Here is a 25,834-nt window from a genome sequence, read left to right as displayed (position 1 = left end):
TTAGAGCTATATTGTTTTTACGAGAACCAGTTCTGCAAACGTTCTGCCGAGGCTTTGACCGCTTCTTCACCAAATACCTCAAGGGTAGTCGGTCCGTGGAAACCGCGCTTCTTCAGTTCTGCCGCAATCTCGGGAAGACCAATCACGCCATCGCCCAGTGGAATCAGACCCATTCCGCAGCCAAACTGTTCCCCACGCTTGGGTTCCCATTCCGCTTCAAGGTCTTTCCAGTGAACGTGTTTGATCCGATCTGCAAAACGCTCGATGTATTCAAAATTGTTGCCGCCACCGAGCCAAAGGTTCCCAGTATCCAAATTCAGACCAACTGTATCCGTCTTACCGATACGTTCTAAAAGTTCGGTCGTTGCCTCGACACTGTCCGTTACGATTCCGTGGGGCTCGACCAGGAGCTGAATACCCAACTCTTCCGCCCATTGGACCGGCCAATATAGTTTCTCAACAATCGAGAAGATTCGCTCTTCGTAACTCAGCTTTTCGCCGAACGCTGTCTTGGGGTCCCCTTCGGTCGTGATGACTTGCTTCACACCAAGGTCCCGAGCCAAACGAATCGCCTTGATAACCTGAGTGGTCCCGTAAATATCCGGTGCCGTCGGATCAAGGAGGTTCGCATGAGCACAGACGGCAGTCAGTGTAAGCTGATGCGCCTCTACCATCTTTCGCACACGGGATGGATGTGCATCCAAGCTCGCCGCAGCCGTGAAGCCAAACTCGTTGCCCAGCAGAGCACCGTCATGGCTATCAGTCAGGTCCGCATACTCAAAACCCATCTCACGGATGGTTTTGAATTGGGCGTCCAGAGGACTGAACGGGTTAACCAGCGCAAAGCAGCCAATCTTTATCATAACACTAGAATAACATATCGCGCGGGGATTGACGTTTAGGTTTGCCCATGCAGAATATTACACATTGTGGGCTATCCTCCAAAAGAAGCTGACAACTGCGCTCCACTTTCTGAAGCAGTCGAGAAGGGTGAAGTCCATCTGGTTGCAAAAAGTCGAGGGCAATATCCAGGAAAAAGAATCCCGAAAGGTGCGCTGCCCGGATTGCGTACTATCGGATTCTGGGACGCTGTTGGCCCTCAGAGCTGGGGTCTTCCCATGCACCGTAACGAGGGTATCGAAATCTGTTATGTCTTTAGCGGGGAATGCCGTTTCATTACAAACAATGGAGATTGGAACCTACGCGCAGGAGACATGACGGTGACCCGCCCTTGGCAACGGCATCAGCTTGGTGATCCAACAATCCGTCCCTGCAAGCTTGTTTGGGTGATTCTCGATGTGGAGTCTGCAGGCCAAAATGGGGTATGGGAATTCCCAAGTTGGATCGGCCCGGACCTGAAGGCACGCCGTGCACTTCTTCGAGCTTTTCGCAAAAATCAGCACTGCCAGTTCCACGATACCGATGGTCACTTAAAGCCATTAATGGAGCGCACCTGCCAGCAACTCAAAGACGAGAGTGCGCTCTGTGTGGCGAAACTCGCTAGCAACATCAACGCTCTTCTGGTCGAGGTAGCCGATTATCTCGCGGAGGGATTAACTGACCCCAAGAAGGACCCGCAAGGCTTCGATCAAACCATCCGGCAGTTCTTTCACGGCCTTGAATACAGTGTTGAGAAAGCATCCGAAAGTTGGAGCGTCGGCGAGATGGCGCACGCCTGCCGTGTCGGGAAGAGCTACCTCACTTCTGCCTGCCGCACAATTTTCAACGCTACCCCTGCGGAACAGCTCAATCGGATTCGACTCAACCACGCGCGGGACATTCTCTTGTGTAGTCCCGAGATGCCGATCACTGACGTCGCTTTCGCGACCGGCTTCAATACCAGTCAGTATTTCGCCAACTGTTTTAAAAGGCAGTTTAACTGCACACCAAGAGAGTATCGTAAGAGATAAGGCTACCCTACTCGACAGGATCTAAATCGCGGACCCAAATATTACGGAACTCAACGGGGTTCCCATGCCCAGCTAAGTAAAACGGCAAACGTGCGGCGTGGGATTTGTAGCGCTGCTCTCCTTTGTACTGGGTTTTACCGAGAATCTCCGTGTTGTTGTGAAATAAAAATGCCGTTGTGCAGGACAGTAACGTAACCCGGCTTGACTAACTGACCACCTTCAAAAACGGGCGCGGTGAAATAGATATCAAAGGTCTGCCACTCGCCGGGTTTGCGGGAGGCATTCACCGCAGGAGGAGTCTGGGCGTAGACCGCGCCCGCCGATCCGTCCGCGTAGATTTTACAAGTGTAGGAATCGAAGATCTGAATTTCGTAAAGACCCATGAGTTTGACTCCGTTGTTTCCCAAGCTTTTTGGCCCACCACGCGGCGGATTCGGCGTTCGCCACTCGATGTGCATTTGAAGGTCGCCATAAGCTTTCTTGCTGTAAAGGCCTCCTTTTCCTGAGATCAGGACCCCGTTTTTCATGAACCATTCCCCCGGTTCGAATTGATCCATTGAAGAACCATCGAACAGGATATCTGCATCCGCTGGGGCCGTTCTTGAGACAAAGTCGCCCGGCACAACCCGCGGCGGCTGCGGTCGGTCATGTTGGTGGACACGGTATTCAGAACCCGGGATCAGTGGCGTTTCATACTCACTACTGTCGGCCACGACCGAGTGAAACCCAACTTCGGCTGAAGCGAAACAAGCGACTAAAAGACTAATGGGGGCGAATCTCATACAGTCTTACTTTTTATCCAATCAGACGGGTTTCAAATCGCTAGATGTAGCATTATCTACCCAGTGGATAGATTAAGGGCACTTCGATTTGAACAATACCTCTAATTCTTCCGGATCTTTCGAAAGCAAACCTCACTATCTCCGCCTAAGGTTAAAGACAGTTTGCGCGGAATATCGTCTAGATCTGACGTGATCTGAAATTCAGAGGTCATACTGTCCGAACCCCTTGGGTAGCAGGGTCATTCTTCCGGGTTCCTATGCGAACTAAAGCCACTTGCTAGTTAAAGCCCTGATCAACCTTCTTTACGGGAACAATAGGGCGTCTAAGATCCTCTTATCTGCAACCCCCCAAAAAAATTTCCCTCCCTCGAGAATCATGAATCGTCGTCACTTTATCTCCCGCACCTCCGTTGTAACCGCAGCCGCACTGGCAGCGCCGCAGGTTCTACCCTCCCGTCTGCTCGGTCAATCCTCTCCTTCCAACCAAATTACCCTGGGCTTTATCGGGATGGGTCTTCAGGGAAGCGGTCGAAATCTTAGGGGGTTTCAATCCGTGCCTGTTTCTAGAGTCGTCGCCGTCTGTGACTGCGATAGGAGCAAGCTCCCAAATGCAAAGGAGATTGTAGACAAACAAAACGGCGACAAAGACTGCGACGTTTACCAAGATTTTCGGGAAATCCTGGCCCGTGATGACATCGATGCGGTTGTCATTTCCACGCCGGATCACTGGCATGTCCCAATGTCGCTGATGGCTCTTGAGGCAGGAAAGCACGTTTTCTGCGAAAAGCCGAGCCTGACGATTACCGAAGGGCAGGATCTAGTCGAAGCCGTCAACAGATCCGACAAGGTCTTCCAATGGGGAATTGAGGATCGCAGTCTCATCAAGTATTGGCTTTTAACCGGTCTGGCTCGGACCGGTGCAATTGGTGAGGTGACATACGTTCATTGCGGACTTCCCCGCAAGCCGATCCATTGGAAGCAGGAAGCTCCTGAGCCGATTCCCGAAGATCTCGATTGGAATCTGTGGCTAGGACCAGCACCGGCAGCCGATTTTACCCAAAGTGTCCGTCACCCTCAACGTTGGCGCCAGCACTATAATTATAGTGGGGGAAGCCTTGCCGACTGGGGATCTCACCTGTGTGATTCTGCGCAGGTAGGTATCGGCATGGACGAAAGCGGGCCAGTGGAAATATCAGGAACTGCGGAAACGATTCCAAGAGATAGGTACGTGACCGCCGCCAACGGTTATGATCTGGATTTCAAGTATTCCAACGGGGCAACAATCAACGTCGCAAATGGCGACATTAAACTTCGCTTTGAAGGTACCGAAGGTTGGGTTCAATGCACTGACTGGAACGGAAAATTGGAAGCGAGCGACAGGAATCTCCTTCGCAACAAGACACTCGGCGAGCACCCTGAATACTGGCCACGTCCAAAACTAGAATGGCCAAACTTTTTGGATAAGATCAAGGATCCGGACTCGAAACTCACCTATGGAGTTGAGGCAGGGCACCATCTGGCAAACATGCTCCACCTAGGTAACATAGCACTTGAAGAAGGGACAACCGTGAACTGGGATCCAGACTCAGAGACCTTTACAAGAAACAATTTCAGGATGCAGGACAGCAAGTATTACGCACGCGAGAGTCGCGACTGGACTCGAGGGCTATAGCAGTCCCATCCGATTCCAACCAACTGAAATTGTATTTCTTCGTTTGGGATTTTTTCAAAGGTAACTTGTCCCCTCAAGTTGGACACTTTAACAATAAAAACTCTGAGCGGTTGTTATTGGTTCTTTGATGCGGTTGGTTAAAGGTTCTTGAAAAACCTGGAGCCGTAGGCCGGAGCGGCTTCCTAAATGGAAACTTAGTAGTAGACGAGGTTATCAAGTCGATCGAAGAAGGCATTGTGCATGTTTAGATGCTAAGGATCAGTGCGAACCGGAAATAACAAGGCAAAGGGCATCAAAAACACAACTTAGCGATATCACCCGTTAGACCTCAAATCCGCAGCTAATACATTCGTTAATCGCCAAAAATAAGACTTTAGTCTCACCGGCGACTGAAGCTAGTGAGTGCCGCCCCTTTACCAACCGTAAAACGCAAATCCCCCTGCAAAGGAATCACTAAACGTTCCAAAACATAACATGAAATACCCTAAATCAATCGTATCTGCAACAGTGCTTGCAGCCTTTTTCACCCACACCTCTGCACAGATCACCGTTGTAAGCGATGCGGGCGATAATTACGCTGAAATGACTGGCTCAGCCGGGTCTATCAGTATCGACTACACACCCACTGCTGTTGGTAATGTTCTCGTGGCGATGACCTACTCCGATGGCTCCGCCGCTACCAACTTTACGTTTGGCGGGGTAGCCGCGGCTGGATCAATCACTGAGAGCCGTGGAACTATGGCTTACTTTGAAACCACCGGGACTAGTCTGATCACCGTCTCTGCGGACTCCGGCGCTACATCGGGTGGCATATACCTTTACGAGCTTTCTGGTGTGGATTTGAGTGCTGGTGTTGTTTCCTCTGTGTCCGACATTCCCGCTGGGACTGCAAGCATTACCACCACAAAGCCCAACTCTCTCTTGATCAGCTTTGCCAGTGCAAATCCAGGAACCCCTCCACCGGCTCCGAATGCGTCGTCGGTCATCACTTCTGTAGACGCAACTCAAATGCCAGGAGGAAGCTCCGGTGGTGATATGGTTGCAGGGAGTGCTCTCGTTTCCTCGGCAGCTACTTATAACGTAAGCTGGGATTTCGGACAAAATCCGAGTAACTCCTCAAGATCCATTTTGACATATAGCTTTGCGCCGGTTCCAGAGCCGTCCAGCTTTGCTTTGCTAGCTGGTCTAACGATGCTAGGTTGGGTTGTAGTACGTCGCCGCTAAAATTAGGGCTCCTGAACTCTCCTCACAAAGCCCCTCCAACGATCCAAGTTGGCGGGGCTTTCTCTTCTCATACAAGAGAAAAACAAACCGCCGATTTCTTTCATAGCCTCTCCTGGGAACGAAATTTACGCATTTCTCATTCCTTATTTTCAGTAGTTTTAATCCACAAACTTCTACCGCGATAGCTCCACTTTTCGTTAGAATAAAAATGCTACTCTAATGCAGTTGGTTGATGCGAAAAAACAGGAGAATATTGGGTTCATTCGTTGCCCTTAACCCCTCGAAAATAGAGCTCCAACCACCCCGTGATTGTACCATCTGTGCGATCGATTTTTTAGCATGTTGTTCGATAGCCACCCCCCGCTTAAGCAAACCCGCAAGTATCGCTCATGAAAAGTAATCCCAAAGTTTCTGGCTTTGCTTTGGTCGTTGCTCTTGGTTTGATGTCCTTCGTTGTTCTCCTCTTGGTATCGATGACTACCCTTGTGCAGGTAGAGTCAGCAAATGGCCAAGTCGCGAAAACGAAAGTGCTGGCCGAACAGAATGCTCATTTTGGCGCTCAGATTGCACTTGGGAATTTGCAAAGGTATGCAGGCCCTGATCAGAGGATTACGGCACGGGCCTCCCTATGGGCCGCAGACGACCGGCTGGTGGGAGCGAACCCGTCCGCTACGTCTTCCTGGTGGATTGGGATTTCAGATAGTGGTTCGGACCAGAGGATTCCGCAGGCGATCGACTCATCCGGAGCTCCGGTCAAATGGTTGGTTTCCGGAATAGACGAAAATCAAACTACTTCTAATCAGCTCACGAGCGGTTTCCCAGACGGGTCAGTTCCTATCTGGGCTGAAAACTCACTAGATATCAACTTGATCTCCGGCGGCAATCCTATTGCAGCAGGCAGGGTCCCTCTGCTTAGCACAGACCAATCGGAAATCGGTGCGTTTGCTTGGATCGTCGATGACGAAGGTCTGAAGGCAAAATTGAAAATTGAAGATACAGCAGTGAGCAATTCCACCCCAGCGGAAAAGCTGCCATCGCAGCGTTCGGTTCTCCCCGGTGCATTCGATTTCAGTCAGCTATCCAGTTTGACTGAACTGGACCCAAGTTCACTTGAAGACCTAGGAAAGTTAAACCGGTTTACCGATACTCTTTTGTTGGGACTGGATGAACCCGCCGTGCGGCGCCACCGCTTTGACTATACTACGGATAGCTTTGGACTTTTGACAAATGTCGTCGATGGAGGCCTAAAGGTAGACCTAACCGCAGCCTTTGAAGACGACTCCATCTTTAATCGTTCGTTTTTTGATAATGGAGATTGGGGTTCGACTTACATCGTGATGAACGAAGAGAAGCTAGAAGATGGAGACTCTTCTTCATTGCGGAACAACGGATATATCCACTGGGACATCTTCAAGGATTACTACAATCTAAAAGATGCGATTTCACCTGAAGGAAGACTTTCACCAACAATAATCTCCAAGAACCCTCTCTTAAACAGCGGGACACTTGATTATCGCCGCGGCCTGTACGGTCCGCACGATCTTGACTTAGGGGACGGAGCCTTGGACTACCCCTATGGAGATTTTGAGGTATGGTCAGGCCTTGAGGGAAATTCGGATGACTACAAGCACAGTCCGATAACGCTTGTCCTCGGTTTCTTACAACAAAATGCATGGATTCAGGCGGAGACGGATGATCCAACTCCGACAGCTCCCGGAGATCCCGTCCCTGAATACTACGCTGTAACCCATTCGCAACTGTTCTCAGGAGTGTACAACCCGTACAACGTCGTCATTCCACTAAGTGGTCGAAACAACTCTCAAGGTTTCAGAATTACTGGATACCCTGTTCCCGTCTTCTCCCTCTCCACACCAGGTTCATCTTCTAGCCCCAGCGTTCCCGGAGATGTGCTGGATAGAAAGATCGGAATGGGGCGAACTGGTGGAAATACTATAAAAACCGAGATCTATGAAAACTCCGGAGGAAGTCTTCTTCTACCCGGAGTTACTAAAGTCTACGGGTTCTCCGGAAATCTCGATTCAACTGAGGTCGTTGATGGCTCATCGGGAACAGGTATTTTCAACGGAGATATCTCCGCTTCCTCAGATTTTAGTGCTACTCGGGCTCACACGACTGCCCCCCTGGACAACGGAGGCGTTTACGACATGAGAGTGGAGTTCACGGTTGAATTAGATCCTAACGCCAGCAATCGCTTTTACCCCTTCATTGCGGTCGGAGTAGGAGACACTGCATTTGCGGGGACGTCCTACCCGCTTGATTTTCTCGATGCAGAAATTTCGCAGGTCCTTTACCAGCCCTACTTCAGAGATGAAACACCTGCCTTCACGGATTCCACGAGCTTTGACCCAGGCTACAGTTACACGGTTTCGAAACCGGGAGTTCTGGTCCAGCCCGGCCGGATGTCATCCATTGATGAGGCCTACTTCAGCCTGAAGCTGAGGACCAGCCGCGAAAACTCGACAGGTATAAGACCTTTGGTGGACGGTAATTTGCGGGCTATTTGGGGGAATCCGCGCTGGGATTCGCCACTGGGACTTGATGTTTTGGCGAGTTACTCACAAGAGACGCTCCTTACCTCAGACTCAGCCGAAGACCCCAATCCGAACCTGGATGTGGTCGGAGAGGATGCGCTTTCCTATTGGGGCGGAGGCTACGACCCCTTTCGTGGATCGCAAAGGGTTATCTTGTTCGACATCCCAAGGGAAGACTTGGTGTCGATCGGACAGCTGCAACACGCCGGAGCAAGCCGTTTCAGCTATGAACCAGCTTATGTCGTAGGGAACTCCTATTCAAACCTTCGAATACCTCTGGACCAATGGAGCACTTCCATCAGCGATACATTCGGTGGAGGGACGTTAACCACTCTGAATATACCGGATAATTTCCGACTTTACGACGCGTCTTACCTCGTTAACGAAAAGCTATTCGAGGGATACACCTTCTCGACAATTCAGTTCGATCAGCCCGAAAGTTACTACGAAGACCTGTTGAATGGGGCGGAACTTCTAGCGAATCCCAGGTATATCCCCTACAAGCCGGAAGGCTTTCAGTTTGATAAGCAATACATCGATACGGAGGGCCGGGGAGACGCTATTAACGGCGCCGAGTTTCGAAACGCGGGAATGCTGATGGTCGATGGAGCGTTTAACGTCAATTCGACTTCGGTCGACGCGTGGGAAGCGTTTTTATCAGGAACTGATGAGTTGCCCGTTCGAAGGGTAGACGGTGACGGTAACGTGAACGGATTCCTTCCTGTCACAGGCGTTCGATTCCCACGGGTGGCGTCGGTATTGGGCAGCGAGTGGTCTGAAAATGCTGATGCGAACTACTGGACTGGCTTTCGGTCACTGAGCCCACTGGAAGTGAGAGAATTGGCACAGGCAATCGTTGATGAAATTAGGGCTCGCGGCCCCGCTCTCTCGTTTGCTCAGTTTATCAACCGAAAACTCGAGGTGTCCGACGAAGGGCGTGTTGGGATTCTACAGGCCGCACTGGACGCAACGATTAACAATGGAATCAGCGGTGAATTCGAGTCCAATGCGAACAGGGCACTTTACAGCAACATAAGCGAGGACAGCACTCAGGGAGCCGGTTTTCCGGGTCAATTGCTTCAAGGAGACCTACTACAAGCTCTCGCTCCTTACATGACAGTCCGGTCAGATACCTTTACCATTCGAACGTATGGAGAGGCGCTCAACTTTGAAGGCAACGTCGATTCCAGTGCGTGGCGCGAAATAGTCGTCCAACGACTTCCAGATCCTGTCTCCACGAGCGGCGCTTTATCTTCACTTGACCTCATCAACCCTCAGACTCCTTTCGGCCGGAAGTTCAAAGTGATCTCATCCCGTTGGTTGGATTCCACAGAGATTTAATCCGAATTTGATGAGGAGTGCTATTTTCATCTGTGCCACCTTGTTGCTAAACAATTTGTGCCGTGGTGACGAACTCACTCCTTACAAGTTCCGCACACTGGCAGTCAACCCTGACCCTATCGAAGGACTCTACGTAAACTCATCAAACGAGTTTAAGGAGCTCAAATTCGCGAGGAACTTCCTATCTTCCTCCTTCGATGTTCAAGTGCAAAACGCATTGAATCTTTATCATCAGATTCCGGGTGAAGGCGGCGAAACAACTTTTGCTTTGCACTCTCAGATTCCTATCCCGTCAGGATCTACACAGGGAGTTTTGATAGGATTAACGGGCGCCAACGGCCCTATGTTTAATATCATTGACGATAACTTGGATGCAGCCCGAAACACAGATTGGATGTTGGTTAATGCAACCAAAGAAAATCTGGTTTTCAATGTCGGTGACTCCCTTGCCCCGATTCCAATTGCGTCCGGTAAATCAGTTATGCATACCGTAAAGGCCAAGCCCGGCGGAGGTGCTCTCGTAAAAGTAGCCTTCCGACAGGAAGAAGAATGGAAAAAATTTTACTCCTCCGTCTGGCCGATATATGAGGACCAAAGGTATTTCATTCTATTTGTCCCAAACGGCGACTCGGTAAGGCTCGTTAAATATTTTGATGTTGTGCAATAGCATTCCAGCAAAGATCAGCTATTACCCCCACGCGATTATGGGCGAATCGCTAACAACGCTTTTACTAAAGCCTCTCTTCCAGCAGGAGTTAAGTTCACGAACTCTTCCTGATCGAGGTAAGTTGATCTAGGGTCGTTATCCAAAGCGAAAAAAAGCCGCTCGCCCGGGAAAACGTCTACGCCAGCAGCAAACGGATTACCAGGCGCATCACCTTTACGCCAGCGTGCGACCAGAATTCCTCCTTCAATCTCAGCAAGAACTTCGCCGTCGCCCGGATCACCTAATCCGGCAGCGTTGAAGGTATCACCAGGGGATTCATGCCAGTCCCGCTTTTCGTCAACCGATCCACCAAATAGTTCGATCCCTGCTTCGGTTACGTCGACTTCAGAACCCGAAGTCGTCTCCCTAAAATCTGAAACCGTCCCATTATACCATCCTAGAAGTCCAGACTCACTCCGGGCGATGTAGGAAGACAAAACCACGACCGGAATACTTAAGGTATTGTATCCCAACCCGACGCCATCTGCGTAATCTTTACTCTTCGAGGTTCGCGCAATGACCACTAAATCCGCTCCTTCAAGTGCTGCCTGAGTTTCTTCTGAATAGAAATTTGAAAAGTCGCCAGACCTGACCTCCGCAACGTCTCCAAGGCTTGCTCGTAAAAATGATTCCATTTCAGAGAATGTATCGTGTTCGTCGAACCCTCCAGAGACGACAACGACCAAATCCTCCGAGTGCAGACTACCTGCAAACAGGAGAAAACCGCAGAACAGGGAGTTTAATTTGGGTGTTAGGGGTGATGCTGATAGTAATCTCATTAGGCGAAAGGGAAAAAACGGGTTTGGAAAAAGAAAGCATGGAAGACTGCGTCCGCACTCTACTTTCCACCCAACCAATTTCGTCAAATCGTAATAGTTAGCACAAACAGGCCAATGATAACAAAATGCACATCGAATAGCACTCAGGTAGAAAAGTCCGCAACCTTGGAGTACCTGAGAGTCAGGAGTAGTGATAGGTTCATTGGCTACTTTGGAGAACCAATTGATCTAAGGAATATACGGAGGCCTTTTACAGACTTAAAGATCGTTTCTTTCTGCAATCAATCAGGAGTGCCTTTGTAATTGGCTTTTATCAATCCAAAATTAGAAGCGGCGTCGCCGAACCGCAATGGCGCTAAAAGCGAGCATTCCGGCAACAAGAGCTGCTACGTTGGGTTCTGGAATCGCGTAGAATTCGGCAGCGACAGTAACCGGACGGAGAGGGTTACCGACACTGGTGAAAGCTGCAGTGTAAGGTCCGGCTGCGCCAGCGTCAGCGTCGTAGGCTACAATACCCGAAGCAGATCCGGTATTCGCATAGGATCCAATGGCCACGTCAAGCGGTGAGTCCGCAGTTGGGGGTCCACCACTATCAGAATTCGCCACGAACGAGGCAAAGACGAGAGAGTTGTCAAAATTGGTGTTGAAGGAAGCACTCCTTGACGGGTCGCTGCCTGTTGCGCCAACTCCATCCGCGGTTCCAGAGAGCGCCAGGACGCCGACTCCTACACCGTTGGTGCCAAAGGTGTTCCCCGAAAACGTGACAACGATGTCACCAGCCGCGCCTGGGTTGTCGAGATAGAATATGCTCGCGTTCTGTTGACCGTTGTTCTGCTGGACCGCAGAAGTTAGACTCTGGCCGTTGTAGGTAATGCTATCCACAACTACAACACCATCCTCATTATCACCCTCTGCCCCAGTCCCGATCACGAGCTTGTCGCTTCCGCTCGCGTCAAATCCAGAGAATGTCCAAGTGAATTGCGGTGTGCTGAATGTGTTATCGAAATCCGTAAAAAACTGAGAGTTATCGACTGAGATTTGGGCACTTAGGCTGAAGGCTAAGAAAACTGATGTGGCAGATACTGTTATTCTTTTCATGTGAGGGGGTGGTTCTTATGGGGGATGTTTTTGGCTCAAGAAGGATAAGTTTTGGGCTTAATAAAAAACTGTTTTATTAAACTAACATCCGTCTAGAAGTTGATTTCTGCCCAACATCGAAAAGAGAACTAAACTTCGATTCAATTGCTTTATACTAGCAATTCCAATCGATAGAATCAACGTGCTATCTGTCCGCCTGGTTTTTTCGGTCGCACTGAGTGGACCTAGACCTTTGGAAGATATCCTTTAGCTAAGGATTGCTCTTCATCTCTCTCTGGTGCTGGCTCGGGGGGCACCCATGAAAGGTTTTGTAGGCGCGGCTAAAATCATTGAGGTGGTGATAACCGAGTGAAAAGGCTGTTTCTTTAATAAACTTTCTCTCTTCGGTTAGGAGACGTTTAGCTTCCACCATCCTGATTTGTTGGAAATACCCCGCTGCACTCTTACCAAACTTCGCCTTGAACAGGCGATGAAGCGTAGATTGGGAAATGTCTAAATAGTCGCAGACGCGCGCGATGGGCTCTTTGCTGTCCAAATTCTTTGACATCCAATCCTGCGCCTGTCGTATCCTCACGTCGGTCACGTCTTCGCCAAGTTCGTTTTTCATCGCGCGTTCGACCAGAATCTCAAACACCTCGCGTGCCGCTTCCAAAAAGCGTTCTGTCAAATGATCAAAGTTCAAGACTTCGCTGCGGCATTGATCGTGATTCTGCCGCAGAGGTTTGAATTTGCCTCGTGGAATATCGCAGATCCTGTATTCGTCCCGAGGCAGCCCAGAAAAACTGGTCTCCCCTTGGTCGTTCCACATCCACTGCACAAAACGACACGTGCTTCCCTCGATTGACGGCCAGCCAAAGGGACAGTCCGGACCAATAAAGACCAAATTTCGCTTCCCTAATTCTACCTCCCGCCCCCGAATCGACATGATTGGCGAACCTTCCTCAATGACCGTGCAAACCCATCCTTCGTGCATGCAATCCGGTAGGAATTCTATACTGAAATCCCTGCGCCCCCAGGCGAGATAGGACAACGGCAAACCCAAGTCCCGATCTGGATGCCAATATGACCGATCCTTAGTGGGGAAAAAGATATGACGGTCAGTAGCCTGATTCATAGCACCGTCAACCAACAAAACCCGCAAAGAAAATCAAGCATCGTCTTCCCTTACTCTTCCCAATCCCTTTGAAATGCCTAGCGTTGTGAATCACGATACTTCATTCGCTATGCCACCGAAGTTCTTCGGAAAGAAAGCCGCCTACGACCATTCACATTCACCACTCAGAATGTTAAAGCTTCCAATCCTTCACCGTCCGCAGTGACAGCTCCTGCAGACGATTCTCGTCGACTTCAACACCTAGTCCGGGACCCGCTGGCAGTGCGATCGCACCATCCACGACTTCAAAGGCTGGCTTCAAAACAGTCTCAGACAAAAACTGAGGGCCGTTTAACACCGCAGCCGTTGGAAGGGAAAACGATCTGTATAGTGCGAGGCTTGCGGCAAGCGATATGTCTGGATCGCAAAGCCCGCTACCGACCCATTTCAAGTCATTCTCTAAACAAAGATCGATCATCCGACTATTTGATGTCAGCCCGCCACATCGAGACGGCTTCATTGCTAAACCGTTTAGCATTCTGAGATGAATAAACTCTTCCAACACATCGGGGCTAATCACACCCTCGTCCATGTAGATATCAATCGCACCCTGTTTCGCGAGGGTTTGATAATCCCGGAACCGACTCGGAGGCATCGGTGATTCGAAAACCTGCACTCCCAAGTCTGCAAACTGCGGTGCTGCTGTCAGCGCGGAATCCAAATCGTATCCAGTGTTAGCATCGCACCACAGGAAGGCATCCGGCGCAGCAGCACGCACCCGTTTAACAACTTGAACATCGTATTCCGGATCAGGCGCGACTTTCACGTTAAAGTCTTTGTACCCTAGCCGCATCCCTTCATCGACCGACTTCTCCACATCATCGAGCGAACGAACGTTCACCGTCCAACTCAAATCGAGAGCACCACCAGCTTTGCCACCGAGGATTTCGACTACGGATTGGTCCCTAGACTTACCGATGATGTCAAACAGCGCGAAATCAATACCCGCGCGAGTGATCGGCATCCCGGTCGTCAGGCCGGGACGAATCGCCTTATCCATGATTCTGTGTGCACCACTGATGTCTTCGACGGGATGTCCAATCAGCGACGGAACGTAGTAATTCCGTAGCGCAATGACCGAGGTTTCGAGTGTCTCGTAGCTCCACGTTGAGATCGGAACAGACTGGCCCCAGCCCACCAGACCAGTGTCCGTGGTCATTTTTATCATGACTGCCGGACGGCCCGAGGCTCCCAACGGCGTCGTGAAGAACTTAAAATAACCCTTCGTCCGATACTCCATCGGGAAGGCTTCAATCGATTGGATGTTTCCTGCTTTATTCATCAAATTTTCGGGTTTTGCCGCAAACGGTTTTGGCCAAAGTACCATGGAAAGGACCCCCGCTGGGCCGTGCTTGTTAAAATCCCTCCGATCCATCTGTCAATAACTCGGTTTAAAAAATAAACTCATTTAAATCCCACTCAGGGCGATAGTAAGACTCCTTCATAATAGCCTCAGCCCTCTGGCTGTTGGTGATCTTTTCCCCTTCTGGATCCCAGCTCAATTTCTCACCGCTCGCGATAGAAGCCGGGTTCATCAGGCACTGCGCCTGCGTGTGAAAACCGGATTCCTGCATCAATCTTCACTGATGTGCCCTTTCTGACTGCGTCAATGAGGGCACGCTTTTCAGACCTCTTAGAGTAAGCACTTTGCGGTTAGAGTTATCCGAAAGAAGGCATAACGAACAGAAGGCCTCATTCATTCTCGACTAAATCCTGTAATACTGCTCCCACCCGGGACGGATATCGTCTTTGAGCAAACTGTTCGCGAACGGGTTATCGGTGATTTGCTTGGTTTCCCGATCAAAGGTAAATTCACCTCCGAAGCGCTGGGCAATGCACCCGAGTGCAAACATCTGGCAGAGTGGCCCCGCAACGGAGAAAGGTGAACGGGTCTTCTCGATCCCACGAACGGCATTCACAAAATTCTGATAATGGTTCGAGTGCTTGCCAAAGTCCTTGCGAACTTCGCCTGCCTTAAGCATCTCCAAGTACTGCTCGCGGGGGATAATTTCGAGCGGACTTCCGTGGGTTCGACCCTTGAACACCAGGTCTTTGGAGTAAATGACTTTCCCGGGACTGAGCACTTTTTCCTCCTTAAGAATCTCGGGACGCTTCAACCAATTCTTACGACCGTCATACCAATCGATATCCATAGCTGGCTTGCCGTTTCGTTCGGGAAACTCGAAATTGATCGTCGACTCCATCGGGAAGATGAAATCGTTGCGCCCAAGCAAATGCTTCGCCGAAACCTTCTCCGGCAACCCAAGCTCCAGAAATTCGTGGATTGTATCTAAAATATGGGCACCCCAATCACCAAAAGCACCCGTTCCGAACTGATGCCATCCCCGCCAGTTCCCATAGTGAAGCCTTCCACTAAATGCCTGCTCCTCCGCAACACTCGTATGCCAGACAGACCAATCTAGATTGCCGGGAATAGCTTCTTTCTCTGGGTATCCAGTCACATCGCCCCAAGGATGCCAGCGACGGTAGTTGTTCATCATTGCATCAACGTGATAGACATCCTTGATGATCCCTTGGTCGACCCACTCTTTAAACTGGAAGTAATTCGGGCCCGAGTGGCCCTGATTTCCCATCTGGGTGACCAGACCGTACTTCTTCTCCGCCACCATTAGGATTTCACACTCCTGAAAAGTGCGGGCCATCGGCTTTTCCACGTAGACGTGGATACCATTCATCATGGCCGCCATCGCGATCGCGAAATGGGTGTGGTCTGGCGTGCCAATACAAACCGCGTCAATCTCTCCGCCCATCTCGTCAAACATCCTACGAAAATCACGATAACGCTTTGCATGCGGAAACTGAGCTGCACAGGCAGTTGGCGTACCTCTCGGCTTCGCCCAGCCATACCTCGAGTATCTGTCGGTAACCTCTTCAGGGATGACGGGCGAGTCGCTATCCACGTCTACATCGCACAGCGCAATCATATTCACCATTGGATTGCTACCAAAGTTTCGCGCGATCCCTCCGCCCTGATGCCCTATGCCGATCGCAGCCATGTTGACCCGTTCGTTCGCGCCGAGAACCCTTGATGGCAGAAGGGAGTAAGCGGCGGCTACTGCGCCGGACTTGATCAGGAACTGTCGTCGGGAAAATTTCATTTTCAATCTAGGATTCCGCAACTCCTCTCGCTTGTCCAAGTGACAAAAGGTCGAACTCCAATGGTGCTAAATTAAGATTCTGATTCGAAATCCAAATCGAAATCGTTATCGAAGGCATTATTCACCTGATTATCATGACTTTGGATCACGAGACCCGATTCCGACTTCGATTTCGATTTGGATGAAATTGTCCCTATCCAAGCGCCATTGCGGTCGAACTCATTCGATTCGGACTTGGATGCCATCTTGAATTCCTGTTGTTTTATACTCATCGAAGTTTGGGTCGGCCAGCGGCATTGCGTCGTCCCAGGAAAAAGCAGTGACGCTCACTTCTCCTCTTTTGTGGGCGGTCAGAATACCAAATTTATCCACAGAGGCCACCGAAGGATCACTCGACTGCCAAATGATTCCCTGTCGGGTCGCGTTGGCAGGCAAAACACGAACCTCGAGCTGCTGAGTCGCACCCGGGCGAAAAGACGCCTCAACACGGCGAACCGACAGCGCATCCACCGGAACGTAAGCGTACCTCTCCAAAACCCTCCCGAGCTCATCGTAAGCTGTCCGTTGCTCTCGATCCAGCTCATCCAGTTCAAGACCACTGAAGTGCCACTTGTTCCAGCGCTTGGGCACCTTCTTCTTTTCATCACCCGCCTCTTCAAATACATCGGTCCGTAAATCGAAGAAACGTCCTTGTGGGTACAAGGAGCTCGGACCGTACCGTTTAAAGTCCTTGGTAAAAGCGTAAGTCATCTGATGCTCCGGATCGGTAGAAACGTTGTTCGCGTTATACCAAGTATAGATGTAGTCACGATGGTCAAAGCGTGACTGCCCCGTTGCTTGTTGCCAAAAACTGATACCGTCAACCGGGCCCGAACTGGCAAAATCGACACCCGCTGCCTCGGCTATCGTCGGCAGAATATCGACAACATCGACAAGCCCTTCGTAAACGACTCCCGCAGGAACCGTCCCCGGCGCCATTAGCAGAAGCGGAACGTGCATACCGCCCTCTTTATTGGAACCTTTATCGCCCTTGAAGACAGTTCCGTCCGGCAAAATATGAGTAAAGCTTTCCTTGGTTCCGTTGTCTCCCATTACCAGGACAAGGGTGTTCTCATCCAGGTCGAGTTCCTCCAACTTATCCAGGACCTTGCCAATCATTTTGTCGGTGTAGGCCAGCATATCCGGGAAAAATTCCGGACGATCGCCACGCATCGCTTTCGCATGTCGACGGTAATCATTATCGTAGTCGTCAAAAACGCTGTCTGGCTCGGTATCCGGGGTCGGTGTGTGTTCGTCGTGGACCAGAACCATCGAGTAGTAGAGAAAAAACGGACGGTCCTGGTTACGCTCGATGAAATCGATCGCGTATCGGTTGAATAAATCGGGACCATAAAAGCGTCGTCCGGTCTCCGGATCGATTCCCTTCGTATTGACCCGTTTGCCATTCTTAACAACCACCGGGTGCAGCATGCGATGGCCTTCAGTCGTGAGGTCGAAACAGAAAAACTCGTCCCATCCAAACTCAAAGATGTAGTCGTTACCCGAAATCTCTTTGGTTCCACGGCTCTGCTTCCACTTGCCGACAATACAGGTTTCATAGCCCGCCTTCTGAAAGAGATCTCCAAAAGTGATGTCCGATGCATGTTGTGCTTTCGGCTTATGAAAATTTCGGATATTGTGCTTTCCGGTCATCAACGCGATCCGTGTAGGTTCGCAGAGTGGGTAAGTGTAGGCAAAATCGCAGCGCATCCCTCCTTCGGCGAGACGATCGATCTGTGGAGTCTCGAAAGCCAGGTCCTCGAAAAGACCATGTGCCGAGCCAACCTTTTCAGCACCGTATGCTGAAACGCCGTAATGACTTAAATCATCGATCAAGATGAGCACGACATTCATCTTTTCTCCCGCCGAAGCATGAACCAGCAGGCTAGCCAGAAAGAAAGGGGTGAGGAGTTTCATCTGTCTTCGGAATCGGCACTCAAGATCCGTACTTCAGTGGAATCATGAAATGAGGGAGATTCGGAGGATATCATATCCCAAACCCTGAATAATCTAGCCATAAGATAGCCGAAGAACCTGTATATTCAGTCGCATTCAAGCTGCGTTCAGACAAGACTCTGACACTGGATCCCCAAAATTTTGATTTGTATAATTTGGTATGATTCGAGACGCTCCAATCTCTGTCTAACCCCAACCCCTTATGAAGTTCTTATCCCCTCTACTTCGGCTGGCTCTCTTTTTCACCTGCTTGCTGTCTCTAAAACAAGTTCACTCTCAGACAATCAATATACAGGGGGATCCGATAGTCTGGCACAAGATTACGCTTGAACTGATCGGTCCTCAGACAAGTGAGCAGGCCACAACCAACCCTTTCACCGATTTGCGGTTTGATGTCACCTTCAGTCATCCCGAGTCTGGGACATCCTATGTCGTTCCTGGTTTTTTTGCCGCAGACGGGGACGCTGCTAACTCCAGTGCAACCTCGGGGAATAAATGGCATGCTTATCTACGGCCAAATCATCCCGGAACCTGGAACTATACGGTCTCATTCCGCCAGGGAAGTGACGTTGCAACGAGCACTTCCCCCAATCCTGGGACAGCACTCGCTCCCTACGATGGCCTCAACGGAAGCCTCGAAATCTCGGCTATCAATCCAACGCAGGCACCCGACCTGCGTTCGAAAGGCCGCTTGCGTTACGTCGACAAACACCACCTTCAGTTCGAAGGCAGTGGCACCTACTTCCTGAAGTTTGGTCCCGACTCTCCGGAAAACCCTCTCGAATACGTCGACTTCGACAACACGCCTACCGACGGCTTCCCTATCGATCAGGACGGTCTCGGCAACGAACGACCGCCTGCGGGTTTTATAAAGACTTGGGAAGATCACGAGGAGGACTACAGTGGAGATGGTCAAACCTGGCAGAATGGAAAGGGGACAGAACTCCTCGGCGCGATCAACTACGTTGCCTCAACAGGTGCCAACTCCATCTCTACCTTCCTTTACAATCTCTACGGCGACGGCCGACGGACTTTTCCCTACACCGACACTTCGACTCTCACCCGCTTTGACACTTCAAAACTGGACCAATGGGAAATCATCTTCGACCACGCCGAACAGAAAGGGCTGCATCTCCACTTCAAACTCTTCGAAAACGAAAACGGCAAAATCCACGATAGCGGCGGAAATACCCTCGGCCCCGAGCGTCGGCTCTACTACCGTGAAATGATTGCCCGTTTCGGTCACCACCTCGCGCTGAACTGGAACATCTCTGAAGAGATCAACATGGGTGGAGAAGCTGTCATTGAAGGCTCGCTCCAATATTTTGAGGACAACGACCCTTGGCAAAGTAACCGTGTCTTCCACACAGCACCATCCGCAGCGGCCAAAACCAACCGCTACACCCAGTACCTCGGCGACTCCGAAATGACCGGTGTTTCCCTACAGATTGAACTCTCGGCGACCAGCGAAAACGTCTTTATCGAAACAAAGGAATGGGTCGATAAATCGGCAAACGCCGGTCGACCCTGGGTCTGCGCTAACGACGAGCAGGGTCCCGGCAATCTCGGAATTCGCGCCTCTGAAGACGGCACTCGCATCTACGCTCTCTGGGGCAACATTATGGCCGGTGGCGCCGGAGTAGAGTATTACGTTGGCGGTCGCGACCTTTCGATGCAGGATTATCGGCTCGAGCTTGGCGCCGTCCTTGAAGATGCCGACATCGCGATCAACGGCTTTTTCTACGCCCAGAACATACCGTTCTGGAATATGAGCAACGACGACTCGCTCATCGATAACACGACTGCTCACTGCCTCACCGACGGGACTGATTTCTTCGTCGTCTATCTCGAAGAAGGCGGCACCTCCAATCTTGATCTCACGGGCATCTCTGGAACTTTCGACGTTCGCTGGTTCGATCCGAGGAACGGCGGTAACCTTCAGACCGGCTCCGTCCAAAGCATCTCCGGTGGTGGCAACCGCTCGCTGGGCAACGCACCGTCAAGCACGACGTCAGACTGGGCAATTCTTGTTCGGAAGGCGCAAACCCTTCCCGAACTCGGGACCACTTCAACCAAGTGGGTCGACGACGAAGGCCTCATGATCTTCGAGGCGGAAAACGCTGACGGTGACCCGACTCGTCGCTGGCAGTTTACCGCGACTGATACCTCCCCCGACCCGACGATGGACGGCAGTCTCGGCACTGGCTACATCGAATACACCGGCCCCTTCAATGGCGGGATCACCAAAGAGGACAATCAGGTGGACGATATCAACATCTACAACTTCGAGATCCGAAAACCAGGTAACTACACCTTCCGCTGGCGCACCAAGCAATATTCGAGCGTCGAACGTCCAGACGCGGGCAACGACAGTTATGTAAAATTTGAGACTGGAACCCCTTTGCTTAATGACGAACGCGACGGGAACGGACAGTTCGCGGTCACGAAGTTCACAAAGGCCTTTGTCCAAAGCCAACAAAACTGGTCCTACAACGCCGCTTTTGAAGTTCAGGGAGGACCCGCCCGCTTTGTAAACAACCCGAAGATCTTCTACGAGGCCGGGGCTCACCAAATCCAAATCGCTGGACGCTCGTCGGGTCACGCCATCGACCGCATCACCGTTTACCACGACGACGTGCCCTACAACCAGTCAACTTTCGAGAACACTCCAGAAACTACAGAGACGACCATCATCTATAACGCAGTAACAGACTTTACCATCCAGCCGGCAGTCGACGGTCGAACGATTTACAACGCAAATTCTGCCAGCGACTTTCTCGCCATTGATGCGAGCGATGAGGACAAGCGCGGGAAATTCGCCCGTGCTGCGCTGATCTTTAACGGTGCTCCTGGAGTCTACGACGTAGACATCACCACCATTACCGAAGAAGACGGCGAGAGTGTCTACCGTCTTCTGGTTAACGGATCCGTCGTTCGCACCTTTCAGAATCCGCAGGTCGATAACACAGGAGACTTACAACCCTTCGTGCACCGCTGGACGGGCATCCCTTTGCAACCAGGAAACACCATCGCAGTGGAATCGGCTACGGATTCAAATGGCCTGATTCCAGAAGGCGATGGATTCGCCTTTGCCCGTGGACGCTGGCGCCAGCTTGAACTCAGCTCCAGTGACGGAGTCGTCCCGCCGACCCCTGCAATCGAGGTAAACGTCGGTCGTGACGCAAGCTATCTAACCCCTATCAGTTCCGTCACTCTCTCCAGCGAAGTTACCAGCGCGAATCCGGTTTCTACCTACCAGTGGACACAAGTGTCCGGACCCAACGATGCAGTTCTTTCTGGCGAAACAACCGCAACCCTCAACCTATCCTCACTCATCGTTGGGGCCTATGTCTTTCGCCTTACCGCCACGGATAGTCAATCCAACACCGATAGCGACGAAATCACCCTATATCTGCGACCAGATGTTGACATCACTGGGCGATTCATCGAGTTCACGACTCCGCTCACCAGCGGTGGCTTAAACGGCCAAGTGAATTGGAACGCTGAAGCTGGTTGGACGGTCGACCCGGATTCCAATGGCTCGACCGAGACTAGTGCAAGCGGCGAGATTGCAGTCCTCAATCGCCCGATCACCTTGAATGAAGGCGAGACCTTTAGCTATGTCGTCGATTTTGAGTTTACCGGCAACTTCACGACGCCGAGTAACTTCGTCTATGCGTTTCTTACAGGACTCAAAGCGACTTCGGATGCAACAAGCTTGAACACGGCGAGTGACGAACCCGACGCTAACCTCCAAATCTTCTCATCCTCTGCGGCCTATCGCCTGCTCAGCAACTTTAGCGGGATACCCGGAATCAGCAATCTAACGGGGGAGCCTAATCCGGGTGATCAGCTCCGTATCCGCTATGACATTACGCTTGGCAGCTCCGCTGGAAGCACGACCTACAACGTTCAACTCCAGAACATGACCGATGACACCGATTCCGGAACGGGCACGGTCACCGGAATCATGACTGACGTCTTCGATGCGCTGACTGGAAGCGGTGCTTATCTCTTTTTCCAAAGCCTCAACTTTGCTGCAAACGGCTCGGGGCTTAACGGAGTAAGAGTCAACATGATCGCCTACTCCGCAGAAATCCCCGATCTCTCCTCTCAGACGGTCATTGAATATACCGCACCCTTCGCCGACGGTGAACTCAACGGGCAGGAATCATGGAATGCCGAGTCTGACTGGGTCGTCACCAACGCCGGTTCAGGAACCGTTGCTACCACTACAAACACCAATATCGCTGTCCTCGACCTTCCCATCATTCTCCGAGTTGGAGACACTTTCAGCTACACAATAAACTTTGAGTTCTCGGGAAACTACAGTAGCCCTGCAGGCTTCGCTTATGCGTTTCTAACCGGGCTCAAAGCGACCGCGACGCCGGAAAACACAAGTAACAACGCCGGAACCGACGAGCCGGACGTCAACATTCAACTCTTTGGCGGCAACACCAACTATCGGCTACTCAACAACTTCTCGGTGATCAACGGGACCAGCACGCTCAGCAATGCTCCCAACGAGGGCGAAGACCTACGCTTGCACTATGAACTTACTCTCGGCGCAGATGCTGCTACAACTACGTACGACGTTCGCCTTCAAAACCTTACCGATGGTACCGATACCGGCACCGGAACCGTCACCGGAATCTCCGCCAATGTATACGAAGCCTTGCTCGGAAACGGGGCTTACCTCTTCTACCAAACGATTAATCCTGGAGCCAATAGCTCAGGCCTCACTGGGGTAATCGTCGATACCGTGTCACTTCAAGCCTCTCCTCTACTCGGCTTCGCCCGTTTCGAAATAGACTTTCAACTCATCGAAGGTGAACTCGGTGATGACGACAAAGACCGTTTGCTCAATATTTTTGAATTTGCCTTCGGCGGAAACCCCAAGATCCCCGGTGATTTCGGGATACCCCCTAGAATAGTTTTTCCAACACCCGGCGATCCTTCTGAAATCGAGTTTCAGTTTCGCCGCCGCATTGATGACGGTAACGGACTCACCTACAACGTTCAGACCACTACCGATCTAAACGCGAATTGGACTCCCTACACTGGCCCAGTTCAAGTCTACCCTGAAAACGCCGAATTTGAACTGGTGACCATCTCGCTCCCTACGGAAACCGATTCTCTCTTCGTCACCATCGATCTCCTAAGGGAGTGAAATGAGTCAGGCAATCGTCACTCCTTTTTCCCAAGATCCCTAATCCAAATGTTACGAAACTCTACCGGACACTTACTCCCTTGGAGGAAAAATGGTCTACGGGGTTCATGCGGAGTATACGCCTTCGGTTTGTTATGCCCAGTCGGCGCGATGATCTCAGTATTCACATGGACAAAGACGCCATTGTGTAAGACCGTAATCCGTGCAGGCGAGACCAACTCGTCGCCCTCAAATACCGGGGCGTTAAAGTAGATATCGAAGGTCTGCCACTCTCCAGGCGGACGGGATGCATTTACCAATGGAGGAGTCTGCCCATATATCGCTCCACAGGAGCCATCCGCATAGTTTTTACAGGAATAGGAATCAAATATCTGTAGCTCGTAACGCCCCATGATGTAGATTCCACTATTCCCCATCTTTCCGGGACGATCCACAACGGCGGGATCGGGACTGCGAAACTCGAGGTGCATCTGAAAATCGCCATAAGATTTCGATGAGACTAAGCTTCCCGTCCCGGCAACGATGTGACCCTCCTTCACCGACCATTCATTCGTCCAAAATCTGTCGAGGGACGTTCCATCAAAAAGAATCTCTGCGTCGGACGGTGCCCGATTCCCTTCCTGCTTCACATAAGGACTTGGCGAGACTCGTGGTGGCGTCGGACGCGCGTTGTCATGAATTTTCCAAGTCGACCCTGGGATCAACGGATTCTCGTTATAGCCATAGTTTTGAAACGCGTGGAAGCCCTCTTCGGCAACAAGGGTCACTGTAATCGCACAAATCAATGAACCCATCGCGAACTGCTTCATCATAATAGGTCTTGTGTTCAAACGCTCTCCCAATTTCGGGCTGGAGGGGTAAATCGGCGTTTATTTGCCTCATCGTCATTAATGAAGGCCTCCGCGTCCGGGTCCCACTGCAAAGCTCGCCCGAGCTCAATCGCCATCACGCCCATATGCAGGGTGGTACACATTTCATGCAGCGCTTGCGGTGGGTATGAGGTTTGTTCTCCGGACCGGATACAATCAACAAAATTGCGTTGCTCGCTTTTCGGAATCGGCCAGTGCTTACTTTCTTCCGGCTTGTAACGCGCCCGGAGGATCTCCCGGTCACTGGCCTCAAGCGGACCGTGCCAGCCATCACGCTTGATCCAGCCCTTGCTTCCGGTGAACTGAATAAAGCAACTGGCCGGATCCCGGACAGCACCTTCCCCATTGCGCACACTCAGTTCCACTCCGTTGCTGTAGCGGTAGATCAAATCATACTCTAGGGGCACGTCAGAAAGCCGCCCTTCAGGTATCATTCCAGTGCCGGAGGCCTCAACCGCGACGCCATGAGGATCGTTTATGCCGAGCTGCGCCGTATCCACAAGATGGGTGCCAATATCAAGGATTGCCCCTTTCGAGTAGATTCCGATCTGACGCCAACCTCTTCCGCTTACGCGATTCCAACTATACTCCCGGTGTTCGGCAGGGCCTTGCCAAAGATTCCAGTCGAGCGTTTCTGGAACCGGAGAAATTTCGTCGAACTCGACATCATTTCCCTTCGGCATGATTACATCAACCCGCTCCAAGTCTCCGATCGCACCGTTCTTTACCCACTCGACCATTTTGTGAAAATGGATTTTGGACCGGTCTTCGATACCACCTTGAAAGACCTTGTCAGAATTTGCGAAGGCATTGATTAACTGACGTCCCTCATCGATGCTGTGGGTGGGCTTCTCACTGAAGACGTGCTTGCCTGCTTCAAGCGCCATAAGCGACATAGGAACATGCCAGTGATCCGGAGTTGAAATTACGACCGCGTCAATTCCCGGGTCGGCAAGTAGCTCACGGAAGTCCTGCACCGCTTTGCAGTCATTCGAACCGTAAGCCTCGTTGACGATATTCCGCGCCCGATCCGCCCGATCCATAAAGGCATCGCACACCGCAATCACTCGACAGTCTCCATACGTCAGAAAGTTGGAAAGGTTCACCTGCACACCCTGACCGCCGACACCAATCATCCCCAAAGTGAGCTGTTTCGAAGGAGCGTTGGAGCCGAACGTCCGGGAGGGGATAACGGTTGGAAAAGCAAGCACTGCAAGGCCAGCAGACTTCAGGAAGTCTCTTCGGTTAGGGTGTACCACCCTACAAGACTACACAGAAGATCTTCTATCTAAACTGTCTTTTCTCTATATCTTTTGGTTATCCCCCTTATTTCGGTTGAGGGACTTTCTGCCGTAACCTCCGGCTTCAGTGGTTCAAAGACTCCTTCTTGCTTCAACGAAGTAAGGGGAAAGTACTCGGACTAAGAACGATAAAACCCACGGAAAATTTTTGCTCGAGACTTCC

General features: G+C 51.2%; 17 protein-coding genes. 6 read left to right on the top strand and 11 right to left on the bottom strand.

Annotated features, from left to right (window positions below):
• Window positions 1–17: 17 nt before the first annotated feature.
• Complete coding sequence (locus tag AAGJ81_00435; protein ID MEM0964601.1) at window positions 18–863, bottom strand: sugar phosphate isomerase/epimerase family protein; 846 nt, start codon at window positions 861–863, stop codon at window positions 18–20.
• A 66-nt stretch (window positions 864–929) separates the two neighbouring features.
• On the opposite strand from AAGJ81_00435, the gene AAGJ81_00430 reads away from it, so the two are divergent.
• Window positions 930–1,910 carry an AraC family transcriptional regulator gene (locus AAGJ81_00430; GenBank protein ID MEM0964600.1) on the top strand — a complete coding sequence of 327 codons (981 nt, stop codon included), beginning with the start codon at window positions 930–932 and terminating at the stop codon, window positions 1,908–1,910.
• Window positions 1,911–2,044: 134 nt separating this feature from the next.
• On the opposite strand, the gene AAGJ81_00425 is transcribed toward AAGJ81_00430, so the two are convergent.
• Window positions 2,045–2,692: a DUF1080 domain-containing protein gene (locus AAGJ81_00425; protein ID MEM0964599.1), complete on the bottom strand. Its 648-nt coding sequence runs from the start codon at window positions 2,690–2,692 to the stop codon at window positions 2,045–2,047.
• 376 nt (window positions 2,693–3,068) lie between these two features.
• Between AAGJ81_00425 and AAGJ81_00420 the strand changes: the two genes are divergently transcribed.
• The 4 genes from AAGJ81_00420 to AAGJ81_00405 all read left to right on the top strand — a co-directional run bounded on the left by AAGJ81_00420 (window position 3,069) and on the right by AAGJ81_00405 (window position 10,148).
• Window positions 3,069–4,364 (top strand): Gfo/Idh/MocA family oxidoreductase, encoded by a 1,296-nt coding sequence (locus AAGJ81_00420; protein MEM0964598.1) that lies wholly within the window; start codon window positions 3,069–3,071, stop codon window positions 4,362–4,364.
• A 474-nt stretch (window positions 4,365–4,838) separates the two neighbouring features.
• On the top strand, window positions 4,839–5,588 hold the full coding sequence (locus AAGJ81_00415) for a PEP-CTERM sorting domain-containing protein (protein ID MEM0964597.1): 750 nt from the start codon (window positions 4,839–4,841) through the stop codon (window positions 5,586–5,588).
• Between the two features lie 389 nt (window positions 5,589–5,977).
• Window positions 5,978–9,481 carry a hypothetical protein gene (locus tag AAGJ81_00410; GenBank protein MEM0964596.1) on the top strand — a complete coding sequence of 1,168 codons (3,504 nt, stop codon included), beginning with the start codon at window positions 5,978–5,980 and terminating at the stop codon, window positions 9,479–9,481.
• 10 nt (window positions 9,482–9,491) lie between these two features.
• Window positions 9,492–10,148, top strand: a complete 657-nt coding sequence (locus AAGJ81_00405; GenBank protein MEM0964595.1) for a hypothetical protein — start codon at window positions 9,492–9,494, stop codon at window positions 10,146–10,148.
• A gap of 35 nt (window positions 10,149–10,183) precedes the next feature.
• On the opposite strand, the gene AAGJ81_00400 is transcribed toward AAGJ81_00405, so the two are convergent.
• The 7 genes from AAGJ81_00400 to AAGJ81_00370 form a co-directional block, all read right to left on the bottom strand.
• Window positions 10,184–10,966 carry a hypothetical protein gene (locus AAGJ81_00400; protein MEM0964594.1) on the bottom strand — a complete coding sequence of 261 codons (783 nt, stop codon included), beginning with the start codon at window positions 10,964–10,966 and terminating at the stop codon, window positions 10,184–10,186.
• 324 nt (window positions 10,967–11,290) lie between these two features.
• Window positions 11,291–12,064, bottom strand: coding sequence for a hypothetical protein (locus AAGJ81_00395; protein MEM0964593.1), 774 nt, complete (start codon window positions 12,062–12,064; stop codon window positions 11,291–11,293).
• 250 nt (window positions 12,065–12,314) lie between these two features.
• On the bottom strand, window positions 12,315–13,037 hold the full coding sequence (locus AAGJ81_00390; protein ID MEM0964592.1) for an AraC family transcriptional regulator: 723 nt from the start codon (window positions 13,035–13,037) through the stop codon (window positions 12,315–12,317).
• A gap of 313 nt (window positions 13,038–13,350) precedes the next feature.
• Complete coding sequence (locus tag AAGJ81_00385; protein ID MEM0964591.1) at window positions 13,351–14,499, bottom strand: enolase C-terminal domain-like protein; 1,149 nt, start codon at window positions 14,497–14,499, stop codon at window positions 13,351–13,353.
• A gap of 109 nt (window positions 14,500–14,608) precedes the next feature.
• The gene (locus tag AAGJ81_00380) at window positions 14,609–14,752 is read right to left on the bottom strand and encodes a hypothetical protein (GenBank protein ID MEM0964590.1); all 144 of its coding nucleotides are present in this window, start codon (window positions 14,750–14,752) and stop codon (window positions 14,609–14,611) included.
• 171 nt (window positions 14,753–14,923) lie between these two features.
• Window positions 14,924–16,336 carry a Gfo/Idh/MocA family oxidoreductase gene (locus tag AAGJ81_00375; GenBank protein ID MEM0964589.1) on the bottom strand — a complete coding sequence of 471 codons (1,413 nt, stop codon included), beginning with the start codon at window positions 16,334–16,336 and terminating at the stop codon, window positions 14,924–14,926.
• 219 nt (window positions 16,337–16,555) lie between these two features.
• Window positions 16,556–18,292 carry a sulfatase-like hydrolase/transferase gene (locus tag AAGJ81_00370; protein ID MEM0964588.1) on the bottom strand — a complete coding sequence of 579 codons (1,737 nt, stop codon included), beginning with the start codon at window positions 18,290–18,292 and terminating at the stop codon, window positions 16,556–16,558.
• A 241-nt stretch (window positions 18,293–18,533) separates the two neighbouring features.
• Between AAGJ81_00370 and AAGJ81_00365 the strand changes: the two genes are divergently transcribed.
• Window positions 18,534–23,501, top strand: coding sequence for a DUF5060 domain-containing protein (locus AAGJ81_00365; GenBank protein MEM0964587.1), 4,968 nt, complete (start codon window positions 18,534–18,536; stop codon window positions 23,499–23,501).
• A 17-nt stretch (window positions 23,502–23,518) separates the two neighbouring features.
• Here the strand turns inward: AAGJ81_00365 and AAGJ81_00360 are convergent, their stop codons facing one another.
• Both AAGJ81_00360 and AAGJ81_00355 read right to left on the bottom strand, forming a co-directional pair.
• On the bottom strand, window positions 23,519–24,313 hold the full coding sequence (locus AAGJ81_00360; GenBank protein MEM0964586.1) for a DUF1080 domain-containing protein: 795 nt from the start codon (window positions 24,311–24,313) through the stop codon (window positions 23,519–23,521).
• Between the two features lie 14 nt (window positions 24,314–24,327).
• Entirely contained in the window at window positions 24,328–25,506 is a 1,179-nt protein-coding gene (locus tag AAGJ81_00355) for a Gfo/Idh/MocA family oxidoreductase (GenBank protein ID MEM0964585.1), read from the bottom strand.
• Window positions 25,507–25,834: the final 328 nt, after the last annotated feature.

This window comes from Verrucomicrobiota bacterium (genome assembly GCA_038744685.1).
Lineage (GTDB): Bacteria > Verrucomicrobiota > Verrucomicrobiia > Opitutales > Puniceicoccaceae > Puniceicoccus.
Note: the sequence above shows the minus strand (reverse complement) of the source record. Positions and strands in the feature narration are given on the sequence as shown.